This window comes from Streptomyces sp. NPDC042102, from assembly GCF_055582305.1.
In genome coordinates this window covers 1,127,975-1,142,789 of the sequence record NZ_JBVJDL010000002.1, presented here as the reverse complement: position 1 = coordinate 1,142,789, position 14,815 = coordinate 1,127,975, and the positions used below count along the sequence as shown (strand labels likewise).

Below are 14,815 nucleotides of genomic sequence, written 5' to 3'. Positions count from 1 at the left end.
ACGCCCGGTTACATTCCGAACCCGGAAGCTAAGCCTTTCAGCGCCGATGGTACTGCAGGGGGGACCCTGTGGGAGAGTAGGACGCCGCCGAACAATCATTGTGGGAAAGCCCCGCACCTTATGGTGCGGGGCTTTTCTGCGTTCAGGGTCCGTTTGCTGTTCCCGTGCGAGTGAACCTCTGAGGCCCCGTGTCCTGGGAGGGGGCTCCCAGGACACCAGGGGTCAGAGGCGGCCGGCGGCCTTCAGGGACAGGTAGGCGTCGGCCAGGGCGGGGGCCAGGGTGTCCGGGGTGGCGTCGACGACCGTGACGCCGTGGCGGGTGAGCTGCTCGGCCGTGCGGTGGCGCTGGGACTGGGTCTGGGTGCCGGCCGCGGCCTCGTAGACGGCTTCGACCGTGCCGCGCGACGCGGTCATCTCCGCCACGTGGGGGTCGGCCACCGAGGCCAGGACGACCGTGTGGCGCTGCGTGAGGCGCGGGAGCAGGGGGAGGAGGCCCTCTTCGACAGGGGCCGCGTCCAGGCTCGTCAGGAGGACCACCAGGGAGCGGCGCGGGGCGCCGCGCAGGATGGTGGAGACCAGGCTGCGGGAGTCCGTCTCGACCAGTTCCGGTTCGAGCGTGGCCATCGCGTTCACGAAGGACGGCAGGACGTCGGCCGCCGACCGGCCCTGGACCTGGGCGCGGGTGCGCCGGTCGTAGGCCAGCAGGTCCACGCGGTCGCCGGCCCTGGTGGCCAGCGCGGCCAGCAGGAGGGCGGCGTCCATGGACGCGTCCAGGCGGGGGGCGTCGCCCACCCGGCCGGCCGAGGTGCGGCCGGTGTCCAGGCAGATCAGGATGTGGCGGTCGCGCTCCGGGCGCCAGGTGCGGATGGCCACCTTGTTCTGGCGGGCGGTGGCCCGCCAGTCGATGGAGCGGGTGTCGTCGCCGGGCACGTAGTCGCGCAGGCTGTCGAACTCGGTGCCCTCGCCGCGCGTCAGCACGCTCGTGCGGCCGTCCAGCTCGCGCAGGCGGGCCAGGCGGGAGGGGAGGTGCTTGCGGCTGGTGAAGGGCGGCAGGACCCGGACCGTCCAGGGCACCTCGTGGTTGCCCTGGCGGGCGAACAGGCCCAGCGGCCCGTACGAGCGGATCGTGACTCGGGCGGCCCGGCGGTCACCGCGCCGGGTCGGGCGCAGCCGGGTGGTGAGCCGGCGGCGTTCACCGGCCGGGATCTCCAGGGTGTGGCGGGAGGCCTCGAACTCGGTGCCCGGCCGCCAGCTGCTGGGCGGCCAGGCGTCCCGCAGGCGGGCGCGGAGCTTGCGCCCGCCCGGGTTGGTCACCGTGAGGTGGACGTCGGCGCTCTCGCCCAGGCGTACCGAGGTGTCGCCGGATCGGGACAGGCGCAGAGTGCGTACGGGCGCCGCCAGGGCGTAGTCGCAGGCGCAGGCCAGGGCGATCGGGCCGTTGACGGCGAGGATCCCCGTCCAGCTCGGCTCCAGGATGCCGACGGGGATGCTGCCGAGGGCCGCCACCAGGGCGGCGCGTCCGGTGAATCCCATCAGCGGGGGACCGGGACGTGGGAGAGGATCGCGGTGATGACCGCGTCGGCCGTGACCCCCTCCATTTCCGCCTCCGGCCGGAGCTGGATGCGGTGGCGCAGCGTCGGCAGCGCGAGGGCCTTGACGTCGTCCGGGATGACGTAGTCGCGGCCGGTCAGCCAGGCCCAGGCGCGGGCGGTGGAGAGCAGGGCGGTGGCACCGCGCGGGGAGACGCCGAGGGTCAGCGACGGCGATTCGCGGGTGGCACGGCAGATGTCGACGACGTACGCGGTGATCTCGGGGGAGACGGCCGTCTTGGCGACGGCCTGGCGCGCGGCCTCCAGGTCGGCGGGGCCGGCGACCGGGCGGACGCCGGCGGCGGCCAGGTCGCGCGGGTTGAAGCCGGCGGCGTGCCGGGCCAGGACGCCGATCTCGTCCTCGCGGGAGGGCAGGGGCACGGTGAGCTTGAGCAGGAAGCGGTCCAGCTGGGCTTCCGGGAGGGGGTAGGTGCCCTCGTACTCGACGGGGTTCTGCGTCGCGGCGACCAGGAACGGCTCCGGGAGCATGCGCGGGGTGCCGTCGATGGTGACCTGGCGCTCCTCCATCGCCTCGAGGAGGGAGGACTGGGTCTTGGGAGGGGTCCGGTTGATCTCGTCCGCGAGGAGGAGGTTGGTGAAGACCGGGCCGTTCTGGAAGGAGAACTCGGCGGTGCGGGCGTCGTAGACGAGGGAGCCGGTGACGTCGCTCGGCATCAGGTCGGGGGTGAACTGCACGCGCTTGGTGTCGAGTTCGAGGGAGGCGGCCAGTGCCCGTACCAGGAGGGTCTTGGCGACGCCGGGGACGCCTTCGAGCAGGACGTGGCCGCGGCAGAGCAGGGCGACGACGAGACCGGTGACCGCGGAGTCCTGGCCGACCACGGCCTTTCCGATCTCGGTGCGGAGCGCTTCCAGGGAGGCGCGTGCGTCGTCCGCGTGAGCGGTGGTCGGGGACGTCATGAGGTGCGGACCTCTCTTTCGAGGGCGTCGAGGTGGTCGGCGAGCGCGACGAGTGCCGCGTCGTCGGACGGTGCGGGGCCGAACAGAAGGCCTGTCAGGTCCCGGGTGGGGTCGAGGAGATGGGCCGAGGCGGCGGGCAGCAGGGTCGCCGGGTCGTGGGCCCGGGCCGCCGGTACGCCGAGCAGGGCCGCGAGGCGTTCGCGGGTGGCGGCGCGCAGCACGGTGGCGGCGCGGTCGCGGGCGTCGGCCTTGTGGTAGAGGCGGGCGCGGCCCTCGGTGGCCTCGGAGGCGCGGATGACGACGGGCAGCCGTTCGGTGACGAGCGGGCCCAGTCGCCGGGCCCGCCACAGGGCGGCCACGGCCGCGGCGATGAAGAGCTGGAGCAGGGCCCAGTTCCAGCCGTCGGGGATCAGGTCGCCGAGGGACTTCCGCTCGGCGGCGGCGCCTTCGGAGAGGTCGGCGAGGGAGGGCAGGTACCAGACCACTTCGGGCCGGGAGCCGAGGAGTTGCAGGGCGAGGGAGGCGTTGCCCTCCTTGGCGAGCTCCTCGTTGAGGAGGATGCGCTCGGAGCCGAGGAGGACGGTGTCGCCGCCGCCGGTCGCCGGCAGGACGAGCACGGTCGGGCTGCCGGCGCTGGGGTAGCAGCGGACGGCGCCGGGCCGGTCGGTGGTGTAGCGCAGGCCGTCGCCGGTGGCGGCGCGGCCGGCGGTGGCGGCGGCCGGGAGGGTGCAGTCGGGGGAGAGGACCTCGTCGGTGGTGGCGGGCCGGGAACGGACGCCGGGGGCGAGGGAGTTCAGGGCGTCGTCGGCGCCGAGGAGGATGGTGCGGCCGCCGGAGCGGTCCATGGCGGTGCGCAGGGCGGTGCGCTGCTGTTCGCCGAGGAGGTCGGGGTCGGTGACCAGCAGGGTGGTTCCCTTGCCGGTGGCCGCGGCGGCTTCCCGAGTGGTGGTCACCACGCGGCTGGCGACGCCGCGTTGCTCGAGGAGTTCGGCGACGGCCCGGCTGCCCTCGGGGTCGGCGCTGCGGGGGTCGAGGTAGCCGTGCTGCTTGCCGCTGTTGAAGGTGGCCAGCAGCAGGCCGGCCGCCAGGAGGGCGGCGAAGGCGAGGACCAGGCCGCGGGAGCGGCGCCAGAGCTGGGCCGGGGTGAGGGCGGTGGAGGTCGTGCCGGGCGTGCGCGCGGGCACCGCGGCGGTCGCGGGCACGGGTGCGGCCGCGGGCGTGGTCGCCGGAGCGGGCGCGGTCGGGCGGTCGGGGGTCGTCGGGCCGGTCATGCGGTGGGTCCCGGGGCGCTGGTCAGGAGGGGCTTGGCCCGCTCCAGGGTGAGGTCGAGGTCGCGCAGGCGGCCGTACGTGGCGGCGTCGGCGGTGCGGCCGCCGTAGGTGACGTCGTCGAAGGTACGGGCGGCGGCGCGCAGGTCCGCGGTGTGGTCGGGCAGGGCGAGGGCGGCCTCGGCGGCGGCCTCGTCGGCGGTGCGGCCGGGGCGCGGGTCCAGGAGGGTGCGTTCCTCCAGGGAGCGGACGACGGCGCGCATGCGTTCCTGGACGGCCTCGGTCCAGTGGCCGGCGGCCGCGTGGGCGTCGGCGGCCGCGCGGTGGTCGGCGGCGGAGCGGACGCGGTCGTCGAAGAGGTCGCCGGCGGTGGCGGCCAGGCGCCCGGGGGTGCCGAGCCGCCACCACAGCAGGCCGATGATCAGGATGATCGCCAGCACGATCACGACCAGGCCGGTGGCGCCTCCCGGGGTGGCGCCGGAGGCGGCGGAGAAGAGGTCGTCGACCCACTCCCAGAACCGGCGCATGGCGCGGTCCAGGAGGGAGGGGTCGTTCTCGTGGTACATCGGCTTCGACAGTTCGCGCTCGGCCGCCTCGCGGGCGGGGCCGCGCGGTGTCGTCACCGGTGGTGCGGTGTCGCCGGGCAGCAGTGCCGCGGCGTGCGTGATGAGTCCCCCCGTGCTCGTCACCGCATCAGCCCCCGGTGGTGTGGTTCGGGCCCGGTCCGCCGGTGCCGTCGGTGGTGCCGTAGTTCTCGACGCCGGCCGCGCGCGCGAGCTCGAGGTCGAGGGCCTCGCGGCGGATGCGCTGGTCGATGTAGAGCAGGACGGTGACGCCGGCCTGCATCGGCAGGGTGATGCCCAGGGCGATGACCGTGCCGATGGCCGAGATGATCAGGTAGCCCCAGCTGTCGGAGACGGTGCCGTCGGTGATGCCGGCCATGCCGCCGCCGAAGAGCGCGGCGCCGATCCCCGTGAAGGGCACCACGATGATCATGGACACGATGCCGGTGATGATGGCGGTGAGGACGCTGATGCCGAAGATCCGCCACCAGGAGCCGCCGACCAGCTTCGAGGAGCGGGCGAAGGCGGTGAAGATGCCGGCCTTCTCCAGCATCAGGGCGGGCGGGGCCAGGCTGAACTTGATCCACAGCCAGGTGACCAGCACGAGCGCGCCGATGCCGACGAGCACGGCGAGTCCCGGGCCGCCGGCCAGCAGGGCGGGTACCACCAGGACGCTGACCAGCAGGATCGCGCCGAGCGCCATCAGCACGGTCAGTCCGCACAGGCGCAGCAGCTGCGGGCGGGCGTCGCGCCAGGCGCCGGAGACGGTGGAACTCTGGCCCAGCACCGCACGGCTGAAGATCATCGTGAGCATCGCGGTGACCAGGATTCCCCCGATCAGCTGGACGAAGATGCCGACGAGGGCCAGCAGCATGCTGCCGCCGGCGGCGTCGAGGACCTCTCCCGGGGTGGTGGTCTCCGGGTCGAGGGTGAGGTCGGCGAAGGCGTACTTCTCGAAGAGGACGTTGGCCACCTCGACGATGACGGCCACCGTGAAGGTGATCGACAGGACCGAGCGCCAGTGCGTACGCATGGTGGTGACCGCGCCGTCGAGGATCTCGCCCAGGCCCAGGGGGCGCAGCGGGATCACGCCGGGCTTGGCGGCCGGGGGCTTGTTCCAGCCGCCGGGGCCGCCGTAGGGGCTGCCGTACTGGCCGCCGTGGGGCTGCTGCTGCCCGCCGTACGAGCCCCAGCCGGCGCGGGGCTGCTGCGGGCCGGAGCCGGGCGCCGCGGGGCCGTCGGTGCCAGGGCTGGACCACTGGCCGGGCGGCGGCTGCTCGGCCGACCAGCCGGGGGCCGCAGGGGGCTGCGCGCCCGGCTGCTCGGGCTGCGCGCCGGGAGGTGTGGGCTGCGAGTCGGGCGCGCCGGGCCGCTCCCCGTCGGACGGAGAGGATCCGGGCGTTGCCCAGCCCGGAGAGTCGTTCATCGTGGCTCCTTCACGTCACCTGCGGGGCGGGGGCGCTGGTCGGCTGCCATCGTGCCACGTGGGGACGCCGGGCGGACCGGCCGTCCCCCCCGGTTTCCCGAGCCTGCCCGCACCTTCAATTGTCACCCGTCGAGCGGGCAGACTGGATCACCCCGGCCATCCGGCCGCGGGACCGCTGTGGGACAGCTCACCGCCAGGTCACGATTAGCTAATGGGATGATGTCAACCATGAAGGGACGCGTCCTTGTCGTCGACGACGACACCGCGCTGGCCGAGATGCTCGGCATCGTGCTGCGTGGAGAAGGTTTCGAGCCGTCGTTCGTCGCGGACGGCGACAAGGCCCTGGCTGCCTTTCGCGAGGCCAAGCCGGACCTGGTGCTGCTGGATCTCATGCTGCCCGGACGGGACGGCATAGAGGTCTGCCGGCTGATCCGCGCCGAGTCCGGCGTGCCGATCGTCATGCTCACGGCCAAGAGCGACACGGTGGACGTCGTGGTCGGACTGGAGTCCGGCGCCGACGACTACATCGTCAAGCCGTTCAAGCCCAAGGAGCTGGTCGCCCGTATCCGGGCCCGCCTGCGGCGTTCGGAGGAGCCCGCGCCGGAGCAGCTGACCATCGGTGACCTGGTCATCGACGTGGCCGGCCACTCCGTCAAGCGCGACGGTGCCTCGATCGCGTTGACCCCGCTGGAGTTCGACCTGCTGGTCGCGCTCGCCCGCAAGCCCTGGCAGGTCTTCACCCGTGAGGTGCTGCTGGAGCAGGTGTGGGGCTACCGCCACGCCGCGGACACCCGCCTGGTCAACGTGCACGTGCAGCGGCTGCGCTCGAAGGTCGAGAAGGACCCCGAGCGCCCCGAGATCGTCGTGACGGTGCGCGGTGTCGGCTACAAGGCCGGACCCAGCTGACGTGCCGCCCGGCAGGGCCCCCGGCTCCCGCTGGGGGGCGACACGGGCGCGCCGGCTGCTCCAGGACGGGGCGCCCGGCGGCCCCGTCCTGCGCCTGTTCGTACGGCTGGCGCGGCGTCCGCTGCTGCCCGCGGTGCGGTTGTGGCGGCGCAACCTGCAGCTGCGGGTGGTCGCCGGCACGCTGCTGATGTCGCTGGGCGTGGTGCTGCTGCTCGGCTTCGTCGTCATCGGCCAGGTCAGCAACGGCCTCCTCGAGGCCAAGCAGGACGCGGCGCAGAGCCAGGCCGCGGGCGGCTTCGCGGTCGCACAGGAGAAGGCCAACACCCCGTCCGCGGCGGACGGCGCCGATACGGGCGCCGTGGACGCCAAGGGCGGCCGGGACGCCAGTACGTGGATGAACTCCCTCGTGTGGCAGCTGGCCAGTGGCGGCCAGTCCGCGTTCGAGGTGGTCGCGCTGGGCGCGAACACGGGCGACGTCGGCAAGGGCGTGCGCGGGGCGCGCGCCTCCGGCGACGTGGACCCGACCGCGAGCATCCCGGCGGAGCTGCGCAAGTCCGTCGACCACGGGACCGGCACCTTCCAGACCTTCGCGAAGATCCGCTACACCGCCCCGGACAAGGCCCCCGAGGCCGCCCTGGTCATCGGCAAGCGGCTGACCGACATCAACGGTGCCCCGTACGACCTGTACTACCTCTTCCCGCTGACGCAGGAGGAGGAGTCCCTCAACCTGATCAAGGCGACGATCGCCACGGCGGGCCTGTTCGTGGTCGTGCTGCTCGGCGCCATCGCCTGGCTGGTCGTGCGCCAGGTCGTCACGCCCGTGCGGATGGCCGCCGGGATCGCCGAGCGGCTCTCGGCGGGGCGGCTCCAGGAGCGGATGAAGGTCACCGGCGAGGACGACATCGCGCGCCTGGGCGAGGCCTTCAACAAGATGGCGCAGAACCTCCAGAACAAGATCCAGCAGCTGGAGGACCTGTCCCGGATGCAGCGCCGCTTCGTCTCGGACGTCAGCCACGAGCTGCGGACCCCGCTGACGACGGTCCGGATGGCCGCCGACGTCATCCACGACGCCCGGGTCGACTTCGACCCGGTCACCGCGCGCTCGGCCGAGCTGCTCGCCGGTCAGCTGGACCGCTTCGAGTCCCTGCTCGCCGACCTGCTGGAGATCAGCCGGTTCGACGCGGGCGCCGCCGCCCTGGAGGCGGAGCCGATCGACCTGCGGGACGTCGTACGCCGGGTCATCGACGGCGCGGAGCCGCTGGCCGAGCGCAAGGGCACCCGGATCCGGGTGCTGGGCGACACCCAGCCGGTGATCGCCGAGGCCGACGCGCGGCGGGTGGAGCGGGTGCTGCGCAACCTGGTCGTCAACGCCGTCGAGCACGGCGAGGGCCGGGACGTGGTCGTACGGCTGGCCTCGGCGGGCGGCGCGGTCGCGGTCGCGGTACGGGACTACGGCGTGGGCCTCAAGCCCGGCGAGGCGACGCGGGTCTTCAACCGGTTCTGGCGGGCCGACCCGGCCCGGGCCAGGACCACCGGCGGTACGGGGCTGGGCCTGTCGATCGCGGTCGAGGACGCGCGGCTGCACGGCGGCTGGCTCCAGGCGTGGGGCGAGCCCGGCGGCGGTTCGCAGTTCCGGCTGACGCTGCCGCGCACGGCCGACGAGCCGTTGCGGGGGTCGCCGATCCCGCTGGAGCCGGAGGATTCCCGGGGCAACCGGGCGCGGGCCGAGGCCGAGCGCCGGGCCGCCGCCGTACCGGGGCAGCCGGCGGACCGCGGTCCGGGCGTCGCGGGCGGCTCCGGGCTGCCCGGAGGCGGTACGGCCGAACGTTCGGCGATACCGCCGCGCCCCGCGGCGGTGCCCGCCGACCCGACGGCGCTGCCGGGCAGCGGCGCGCGGGTGGTGGCCCGGCCGAACGGCGGGGGAGCGGCGGAGCACGTACAGGAGGACGCGGGACGTGAGGGCTGAGGGCAGGGGCGGGGCCGGCGGGATCGCCGGGGCCTCGGGGACGGCCGAAACCGCGGAGATCGCCGTGACCGAGGGGACCTCGGCGGGCGCCGGGGCCGCCGGGGGCGTGCCGGGCGGGTCCGGACGACGGGTGCGTGCCGGGAGCGCGCGCGGGCTGCGGGCGGGCGCCGTGCTCGGCGGGGTCGCGCTGCTGGTGCCCGGCTGTGCCTCGATGCCCGACCACGGGGAGATCCGGCAGGTGCAGGCCTCGCCGGGGGCCGATTCCCTGGTGCGGGTCTTCGGCGTACCGCCGGCCGACAAGGCCAGTCCGATGGAGATCGTGCGCGGTTTCGTGGAGGCGATGACCGCCGACGACCCGCAGCTGGACACGGCCCGCAAGTACCTCACGGAGGACGCGGCCCGCAGCTGGAAGCCCAGCTCCGGCATCACCGTGACCGCGGGCGGCCTGCGCATCTCGGGGCAGACCGAGAAGGACCCGGAGACCCCGCGGTTCAAGATGAGCAGCACGATGCTGGCGACCGTGGACGAGCGCAGCGCGTACCAGCCGGACCCCGGCGGCGGGACCTACGAGGAGTACCTGCAGCTCCTCAAGAACAAGGAAGGGCAGTGGCGGATCGCCACACCGCCCAAGGGGCTGGTGCTGAGCGAGTCCGACTTCCAGCGCATCTACAAGCCGGTCAACAAGTTCTACTTCGCGGGCGGGACGCTCGTCGCGGACCCGGTGTACGTGCGCCAGCGCACCGACCCCGACTCGCGCATGGACCCGATGACGCAGACCGTCAAGTCGCTGCTGGACGGGCCCTCCAAGTGGCTCGGGCCGGTCGTCACCTCCAGCTTCCCGACGGGCACGGAGCTGCGGGAGGGCACCAAGTCCCTGACGTACGACGGCCAGAACACGCTGCGCGTGCCGCTGAACCTCAAGGCGGACAACGTGGCGCAGCCGCAGTGCCAGCGGATGGCGACCCAGCTGCTGTACACGGTGCGGGACATGACCGCCTCGCGGCTGGACCGGGTGGAGCTGCTGCGCTCGGACAAGTCCTCGCTGTGCGCGGTGACCGAGGCGGCCGCCTCGACGATCGCCAGCCGGCCGGCCGCTCCGAGGTACCAGTACTACGTCGACAAGGACGACAAGCTGGTCCGGATGCCGGTGGAGGGGCAGGCCGAGGACCAGCAGAACCGGGCCGAGCCGGTGCCGGGGCCGGTGAACTCGCCCGCCCTCAAGGTCGGGGCCGCCGCGGTGTCGCACGACGAGCGGCGCGCGGCGGTGGTCTCCGAGGGCGGCCACGCCCTGTACGTCGTCTCGCTGACGACGGCCGGTCTGATGCCGCAGCCCGTGCTGACCAGCAAGGCGAACAAGCTGACGGCGCCCAGCTGGGACGCCCGCGGTGACCTGTGGATCGCGGACCAGGACCCGGCGAACGCGGGTCTGCTGTGGGTGCCCGCCGGGACCGGGGCGCACGAGAAGGTCGACGTGAGCGGGCTCGGCAGTGGCCGGATCAGCGCGGTGCGGGTCTCGGCCGACGGGGTGCGGATCGCGCTGCTGGTGATCAAGGACGGCCGCAAGACGCTGTACGTCGGGCGGATCGAGCGGCCCGAGCACAAGACGGACGGGGCGGCGGTGTCGGTGCGCGAGCTGCGGCCGGCGGCGCCGCAGATGGCCGATGTGACGGCGATGAGCTGGGCGCCGCGGGGCAGGCTGCTGGTGATCGGGCGGGAGAGCGGCGGTGTCGTGCAGGCCCGGTACACGCTGTCGGACGGCTCGATGGTCGCGGGCAGCCTGCCCGGTGCGACGGGGCTGAGCGCGGTGGCGGCGACGGAGGACGAGACGCGGGCGGCGCCGGTGGTGGCGCAGGCCGTGGACGACGGGATCGTGTCGCTGCCGCCGGGCGGACAGTGGCGCACCGTGGGCGCGGGCGGCCGGGCGCCGGTCTACCCGGGCTGAGGCCGCGGGCCGTCGGGCCCGGGAGCCGCCGGGCCCGGGGGACTGTCGCCCGGGGGAGGTGGTCCTGGGCCGTCCGGCCCGGAGGGTTGTCCACAGGGGTGGCGCGTGGGCGTGGCCGGCGGCACTGTGGGGTGATGCGGTGGTGCTGGCAGGAGCTCGCCGGGCTGGTGCTGCCGGGGGACTGCGCCGGGTGCGGTGCCGCGCGCGTGCTGCTGTGCCACGGCTGCCGTGCGGCGCTGACCGGAGCGGGAGCGCGGCGGGTGCGGCCGTCCCCGGCGCCGGCCGGGCTGCCGGTGGTGCATGCCGCGGCCTCGTACGAGGGCGCGGTACGGGCGGTGCTGCTCGCCCACAAGGAACGCGGCGCCATGCCGCTGGCCGGGGCGCTGGGCGTCGCGCTGGCCGGTGCCGTACGCACGGGACTGGCGGGACGGGCCGGGGCGGCGGGCGGCGGGGTGGAACGCGAGGTGGTCCTCGTACCGGTGCCCTCGGCGCGGGCCCGGGTGCGGGCGCGCGGGCACGATCCGGCGCGCAGGATCGCCCTGGCCGCGTCCGCGTGGCTGCGTACGACCGGGACGCCGGCGCGGGTGGCGGCCGTCCTGCGGCAGCGGCGGCCGGTGGCCGACCAGGCGGGCCTGGGTGCCCGGCAGCGGCGGGAGAACCTCGCGGGGGCACTGGAGGTACGCCGGGGTGCGGCGCGGCTGCTGGAGGGGCCCTGGGTGGTCCTGGTGGACGATTTGATGACGACCGGGGCGACGCTCGCGGAGGCGGCCCGCGCGGTGCGCGCGGCGGGGGTGCCGGTGGGGGGCGGTCCGACGGCGGCCGTGGTGGCGGGTCCGGCGTACACGCCCGCCTGCGCGATTGAGACAAGATCTGCCGGAACTCGAACAGAGCAATAAAGTTGCGAATAGATTTGGAACTGATCGGGAAGGCGCATCGTTGCAGGTAGTAAGAGGGGTGATACCCCTGAACGGAGGTACGTTCCGGTAGCGGGTGCCGACAACCGGCAGAGAGAGATATGTTCGGTTGTGAGGAACTGGCGAGCCTTGGCCCGCAACGTCTCTCGACTCTGAAGTCGGTGGGGTGGCGATCTTGCCGATGGGGGAGGAGGAGGTGAAAGTCGCCAAGTCCGAGGCTCCGGTGTTCACCGGGGTCTGGTGCGAAAAGGGAGACGCTTCGCCCGAAGCGGCGGAGCGATCCGGGAACGGAGTTCTGCGTGGACATCGTCGTCAAGGGCCGCAAGACCGAGGTGCCCGAGCGGTTCCGTAAGCACGTGGCCGAGAAGCTCAACGTGGACAAGATCCAGAGGTATGACGGCAAGGTCATCAGCATGGACGTCGAGGTGTCCAAGGAGCTCAACCCGCGTCAGGCCGACCGTTCCGACCGTGTGGAGATCACCCTTCGTTCCCGCGGTCCCGTGATCCGTGCCGAGGCAGCCGCCGCCGACCCGTACGCGGCGCTGGACCTGGCGCACGAGAAGCTCGAGGCCCGGCTGCGCAGGCAGCACGACAAGCGTGCCAGCCGCCGCGGCAACGGCCGCCTCTCCGCCGCGGAGGTCGCCGATGCCGTCCCGGACGCCGCGACGCTGAACGGGAGCGGCCAGCCCGTGTCCGACGAGGAGTCGGGCGTTCCGACGACCCGCATCGGCTCGCTGGAAGTGCAGGGCGAGGGCCCGCTCATCGTCCGCGAGAAGACCCACTCGGCGGCACCCATGTCGCTCGACCAGGCGCTTTACGAAATGGAGCTGGTCGGGCACGACTTCTATCTTTTCGTCGACTCCGAGACCAAGCTGCCCAGCGTCGTCTACCGGCGCCACGCCTATGACTACGGCGTCATCCACGTGAACCCCGACGGTGCCTCGAGCTCCGAGGAACCGCGGGGCGGCGCCGGCGGCGCGCTCGGCGGCTGACCCCGGATCGGCCGGTGCCCCTGCGGACGCGCCCGTGCGTCCCGGGGGCACCCGTATGCTGGCGGACAGTCAACCGGCGGTCGACCTCGCCGGGTTGAGGCGGAACTCGCAGGGCTCGCAGGACCCGCAGGTCTTGCAGGGGGAGGAACGATGGCGGACAGCTTCGAGCCGGAATGCCGTGTCGACGGCCCCGGCGGTGAGCCGATCCGGGTGCTCGTCGTGGACGACCACGCCCTCTTCCGGCGCGGACTGGAGATCGTCCTCGCGCAGGAGGAGGACATCCAGGTCGTCGGTGAGGCCGGGGACGGTGCGGAGGCGGTGGACAAGGCGGCCGACCTGCTGCCGGACATCGTGCTGATGGACGTGCGGATGCCGCGCCGGGGCGGGATCGAGGCGTGCACCTCGATCAAGGAGGTGGCACCCTCCGCGAAGATCATCATGCTGACGATCAGCGACGAGGAGGCCGACCTCTACGACGCGATCAAGGCGGGGGCCACGGGCTACCTGCTCAAGGAGATCTCCACGGACGAGGTCGCGACCGCCATTCGCGCGGTGGCGGACGGGCAGTCGCAGATCAGCCCCTCGATGGCGTCGAAACTCCTGACCGAATTCAAGTCGATGATCCAGCGCACGGACGAGCGGCGGCTGGTGCCCGCGCCGCGGCTGACCGACCGCGAGCTGGAGGTCCTCAAGCTGGTGGCGACCGGGATGAACAACCGCGACATCGCCAAGGAGCTGTTCATCTCCGAGAACACCGTGAAGAACCACGTCCGCAACATCCTGGAGAAGCTGCAGCTGCACTCCCGGATGGAGGCCGTGGTCTACGCGATGCGCGAGAAGATCCTCGAAATCCGCTGAGCGCTCCGGGGCCGCCGGCGGCCCGCGGCCCCGGAGCCGCCCGGCACCGGCGGCCCGCGGCCCCGGCGGCCCCGCCCTGTGGCCCCGCCCGGCGGCTCAGCCGAGAGTCGCCAGCTCCGCCGTCACGGCCGCCGCCTCCTCGGGTGAGGCCGCCCGCTCGATCCGTACGTCCTCGCAGCCCACCCAGGACGCCGCCTCCACCAGCGCCTCGGCCATGGCGCGCGCCGCCCTCGGCGTGGTCAGCGACAGCTGGCGGGCCACCAGGGTGCGGCCCTCCCGCGCCGGGTCCACGCGGCCCTGGAGCCGGCCCCCGGCCAGCAGCGGCATGGCGAAGTAGCCGTGGATCCGCTTCGGCTTCGGCACGTACGCCTCCAGCCGGTGCGTGAAGCCGAAGATCCGCTCGGTGCGCGGCCGGTCCCAGATCAGCGAGTCGAACGGGGAGAGCAGCGTGGTGCGGTGCCGCCCGCGCGGTACGGAGGCCAGCGCGGCCGGGTCCGCCCAGGCGGGCCGGCCCCAGCCCTCGACCTCCACCGGCACCAGCCCGGAGTCCGCGATCACCGCGTCGACCTGCTCGCCCCTGAGCCGGTGGTAGTCCGCGATGTCGGCGCGCGTGCCCACGCCGAGGGACTGCCCGGACAGGGCCACCAGCCGGCGCAGGCACTCGGCGTCGTCGAGGTCGTCGTGGAACAGGGCGGCCGGGACCGCGCGCTCGGCCAGGTCGTACACCCGCTTCCAGCCGCGCCGTTCGGTGCAGACCACGTCACCGGTGTCCAGCAGCCACTCCACCGCGATCTTCGTCTCGGACCACTCGAACCACTCGCCGCCGTTCTTCGCGCCGCCCAGCTGCGTCGAGGTCATCGGGCCCTCGGCCGCCAGCCGGTCCAGCACCGTCTTCGTCGAGCGCTCCTTGTCGGCGAGCACGTGCCAGCGGTGGCCGCGCGCATAGCGGGCCCGGCGGCGGAAGGCGAAGTGCGGCCACTCCTCGATCGGCAGGATGCACGCGGCGTGCGACCAGTATTCGAAGGCGTGGCTCCCGCTCCAGTACGCCGACTCCACGGCGGTGCGGCCCACCGCGCCCAGGCGCGCGTACGGAATCAGCTCGTGCGAGCGGGCGAGCACGGAGATCGTGTCGAGCTGGACGGCGCCCAGGTGCCGCAGCACCCCGCGGACCCCGCCACGCCGGTCGGGCGCGCCCAGGAAACCCTGCGCGCGCAGGGCGATGCGGCGCGCGTCGTCGGCGGAGAGGGACACGGTCGGCTGCGGCAGGCTCGTCATGACCGCACCCTAGAGGCCGCCACTGACACCGGGCCGGGGCGACGGCGGGGGCGAAGCCGGGGGGAGGTGGGAGCGAACACTTTTCGGCGGACACCGGCACCTATCGCGGTCCCCGTACGTTCTCCTTCCGGGCGGCCGCAGCCCTTGCGGCCACGGCAGACCTCCCGGCGTGACCGAGTCCTCGCTTACGATGGCCGT

The 14,815-nt window shown here is 73.8% G+C and carries 12 protein-coding genes and 1 rRNA gene; 7 read left to right on the top strand and 6 right to left on the bottom strand.

Translation table 11 applies throughout. From position 1 onward, the window contains the following. Positions 1-93 (top strand): 5S ribosomal RNA (gene rrf, locus ACZ6KO_RS13190); the annotation flags it as partial. 129 nt (positions 94-222) lie between these two features. Here the strand turns inward: rrf and ACZ6KO_RS13185 are convergent. Genes ACZ6KO_RS13185 through ACZ6KO_RS13165 form a run of 5 tightly spaced genes read right to left on the bottom strand, consistent with a single transcriptional unit; the run spans position 223 to position 5,764 of the window. Beyond that, positions 223-1,533, bottom strand: coding sequence for a DUF58 domain-containing protein (locus ACZ6KO_RS13185; protein ID WP_469303749.1), 1,311 nt, complete (start codon positions 1,531-1,533; stop codon positions 223-225). Beyond that, the gene (locus ACZ6KO_RS13180) at positions 1,533-2,507 is read right to left on the bottom strand and encodes an AAA family ATPase (RefSeq protein WP_469303747.1); all 975 of its coding nucleotides are present in this window, start codon (positions 2,505-2,507) and stop codon (positions 1,533-1,535) included. Before ACZ6KO_RS13180 ends, ACZ6KO_RS13185 begins: the two co-directional genes overlap by 1 nt. Then, positions 2,504-3,778 carry a DUF4350 domain-containing protein gene (locus ACZ6KO_RS13175; protein ID WP_469303744.1) on the bottom strand — a complete coding sequence of 425 codons (1,275 nt, stop codon included), beginning with the start codon at positions 3,776-3,778 and terminating at the stop codon, positions 2,504-2,506. Before ACZ6KO_RS13175 ends, ACZ6KO_RS13180 begins: the two co-directional genes overlap by 4 nt. Beyond that, positions 3,775-4,464: a DUF4129 domain-containing protein gene (locus ACZ6KO_RS13170; RefSeq protein ID WP_469303742.1), complete on the bottom strand. Its 690-nt coding sequence runs from the start codon at positions 4,462-4,464 to the stop codon at positions 3,775-3,777. The genes ACZ6KO_RS13175 and ACZ6KO_RS13170 overlap by 4 nt, the downstream gene beginning before the upstream one ends. A gap of 4 nt (positions 4,465-4,468) precedes the next feature. Next, positions 4,469-5,764, bottom strand: a complete 1,296-nt coding sequence (locus tag ACZ6KO_RS13165; RefSeq protein WP_469303740.1) for an MFS transporter — start codon at positions 5,762-5,764, stop codon at positions 4,469-4,471. A gap of 216 nt (positions 5,765-5,980) precedes the next feature. Here ACZ6KO_RS13165 and mtrA point away from each other — a divergent pair, with 216 nt between their 5' ends. The 6 genes from mtrA (at position 5,981) to ACZ6KO_RS13135 (ending at position 13,342) form a co-directional block, all read left to right on the top strand. Then, positions 5,981-6,670, top strand: a complete 690-nt coding sequence (gene mtrA / locus ACZ6KO_RS13160; protein WP_360903204.1) for a two-component system response regulator MtrA — start codon at positions 5,981-5,983, stop codon at positions 6,668-6,670. A 1-nt stretch (position 6,671) separates the two neighbouring features. After that, complete coding sequence (gene mtrB / locus ACZ6KO_RS13155) at positions 6,672-8,636, top strand: MtrAB system histidine kinase MtrB (protein WP_469303737.1); 1,965 nt, start codon at positions 6,672-6,674, stop codon at positions 8,634-8,636. Between the two features lie 64 nt (positions 8,637-8,700). Beyond that, positions 8,701-10,578, top strand: coding sequence for an LpqB family beta-propeller domain-containing protein (locus ACZ6KO_RS13150; RefSeq protein ID WP_469303735.1), 1,878 nt, complete (start codon positions 8,701-8,703; stop codon positions 10,576-10,578). Between the two features lie 134 nt (positions 10,579-10,712). Beyond that, positions 10,713-11,474 carry a ComF family protein gene (locus ACZ6KO_RS13145; protein ID WP_469303733.1) on the top strand — a complete coding sequence of 254 codons (762 nt, stop codon included), beginning with the start codon at positions 10,713-10,715 and terminating at the stop codon, positions 11,472-11,474. 317 nt (positions 11,475-11,791) lie between these two features. Then, the gene (hpf, locus tag ACZ6KO_RS13140) at positions 11,792-12,484 is read left to right on the top strand and encodes a ribosome hibernation-promoting factor, HPF/YfiA family (RefSeq protein ID WP_469303731.1); all 693 of its coding nucleotides are present in this window, start codon (positions 11,792-11,794) and stop codon (positions 12,482-12,484) included. Between the two features lie 150 nt (positions 12,485-12,634). Beyond that, entirely contained in the window at positions 12,635-13,342 is a 708-nt protein-coding gene (locus ACZ6KO_RS13135) for a response regulator (protein WP_469303729.1), read from the top strand. 96 nt (positions 13,343-13,438) lie between these two features. Here the strand turns inward: ACZ6KO_RS13135 and ACZ6KO_RS13130 are convergent, their stop codons facing one another. Beyond that, positions 13,439-14,617, bottom strand: a complete 1,179-nt coding sequence (locus ACZ6KO_RS13130) for a winged helix-turn-helix domain-containing protein (protein WP_469303727.1) — start codon at positions 14,615-14,617, stop codon at positions 13,439-13,441. Positions 14,618-14,815: the final 198 nt, after the last annotated feature.

Bases quoted from the DNA above. Each gene is read 5' to 3' on its own strand.
- ACZ6KO_RS13180 (WP_469303747.1), bottom strand. From the start codon at position 2,507: ATGACGTCCCCGACCACCGCTCACGCGGACGACGCACGCGCCTCCCTG.
- mtrA (WP_360903204.1), top strand. From the start codon at position 5,981: ATGATGTCAACCATGAAGGGACGCGTCCTTGTCGTCGACGACGACACC.
- ACZ6KO_RS13130 (WP_469303727.1), bottom strand. From the start codon at position 14,617: ATGACGAGCCTGCCGCAGCCGACCGTGTCCCTCTCCGCCGACGACGCG.
- ACZ6KO_RS13185 (WP_469303749.1), bottom strand. From the start codon at position 1,533: ATGGGATTCACCGGACGCGCCGCCCTGGTGGCGGCCCTCGGCAGCATC.
- ACZ6KO_RS13145 (WP_469303733.1), top strand. From the start codon at position 10,713: ATGCGGTGGTGCTGGCAGGAGCTCGCCGGGCTGGTGCTGCCGGGGGAC.
- ACZ6KO_RS13135 (WP_469303729.1), top strand. From the start codon at position 12,635: ATGGCGGACAGCTTCGAGCCGGAATGCCGTGTCGACGGCCCCGGCGGT.
- ACZ6KO_RS13165 (WP_469303740.1), bottom strand. From the start codon at position 5,764: ATGAACGACTCTCCGGGCTGGGCAACGCCCGGATCCTCTCCGTCCGAC.
- ACZ6KO_RS13175 (WP_469303744.1), bottom strand. From the start codon at position 3,778: ATGACCGGCCCGACGACCCCCGACCGCCCGACCGCGCCCGCTCCGGCG.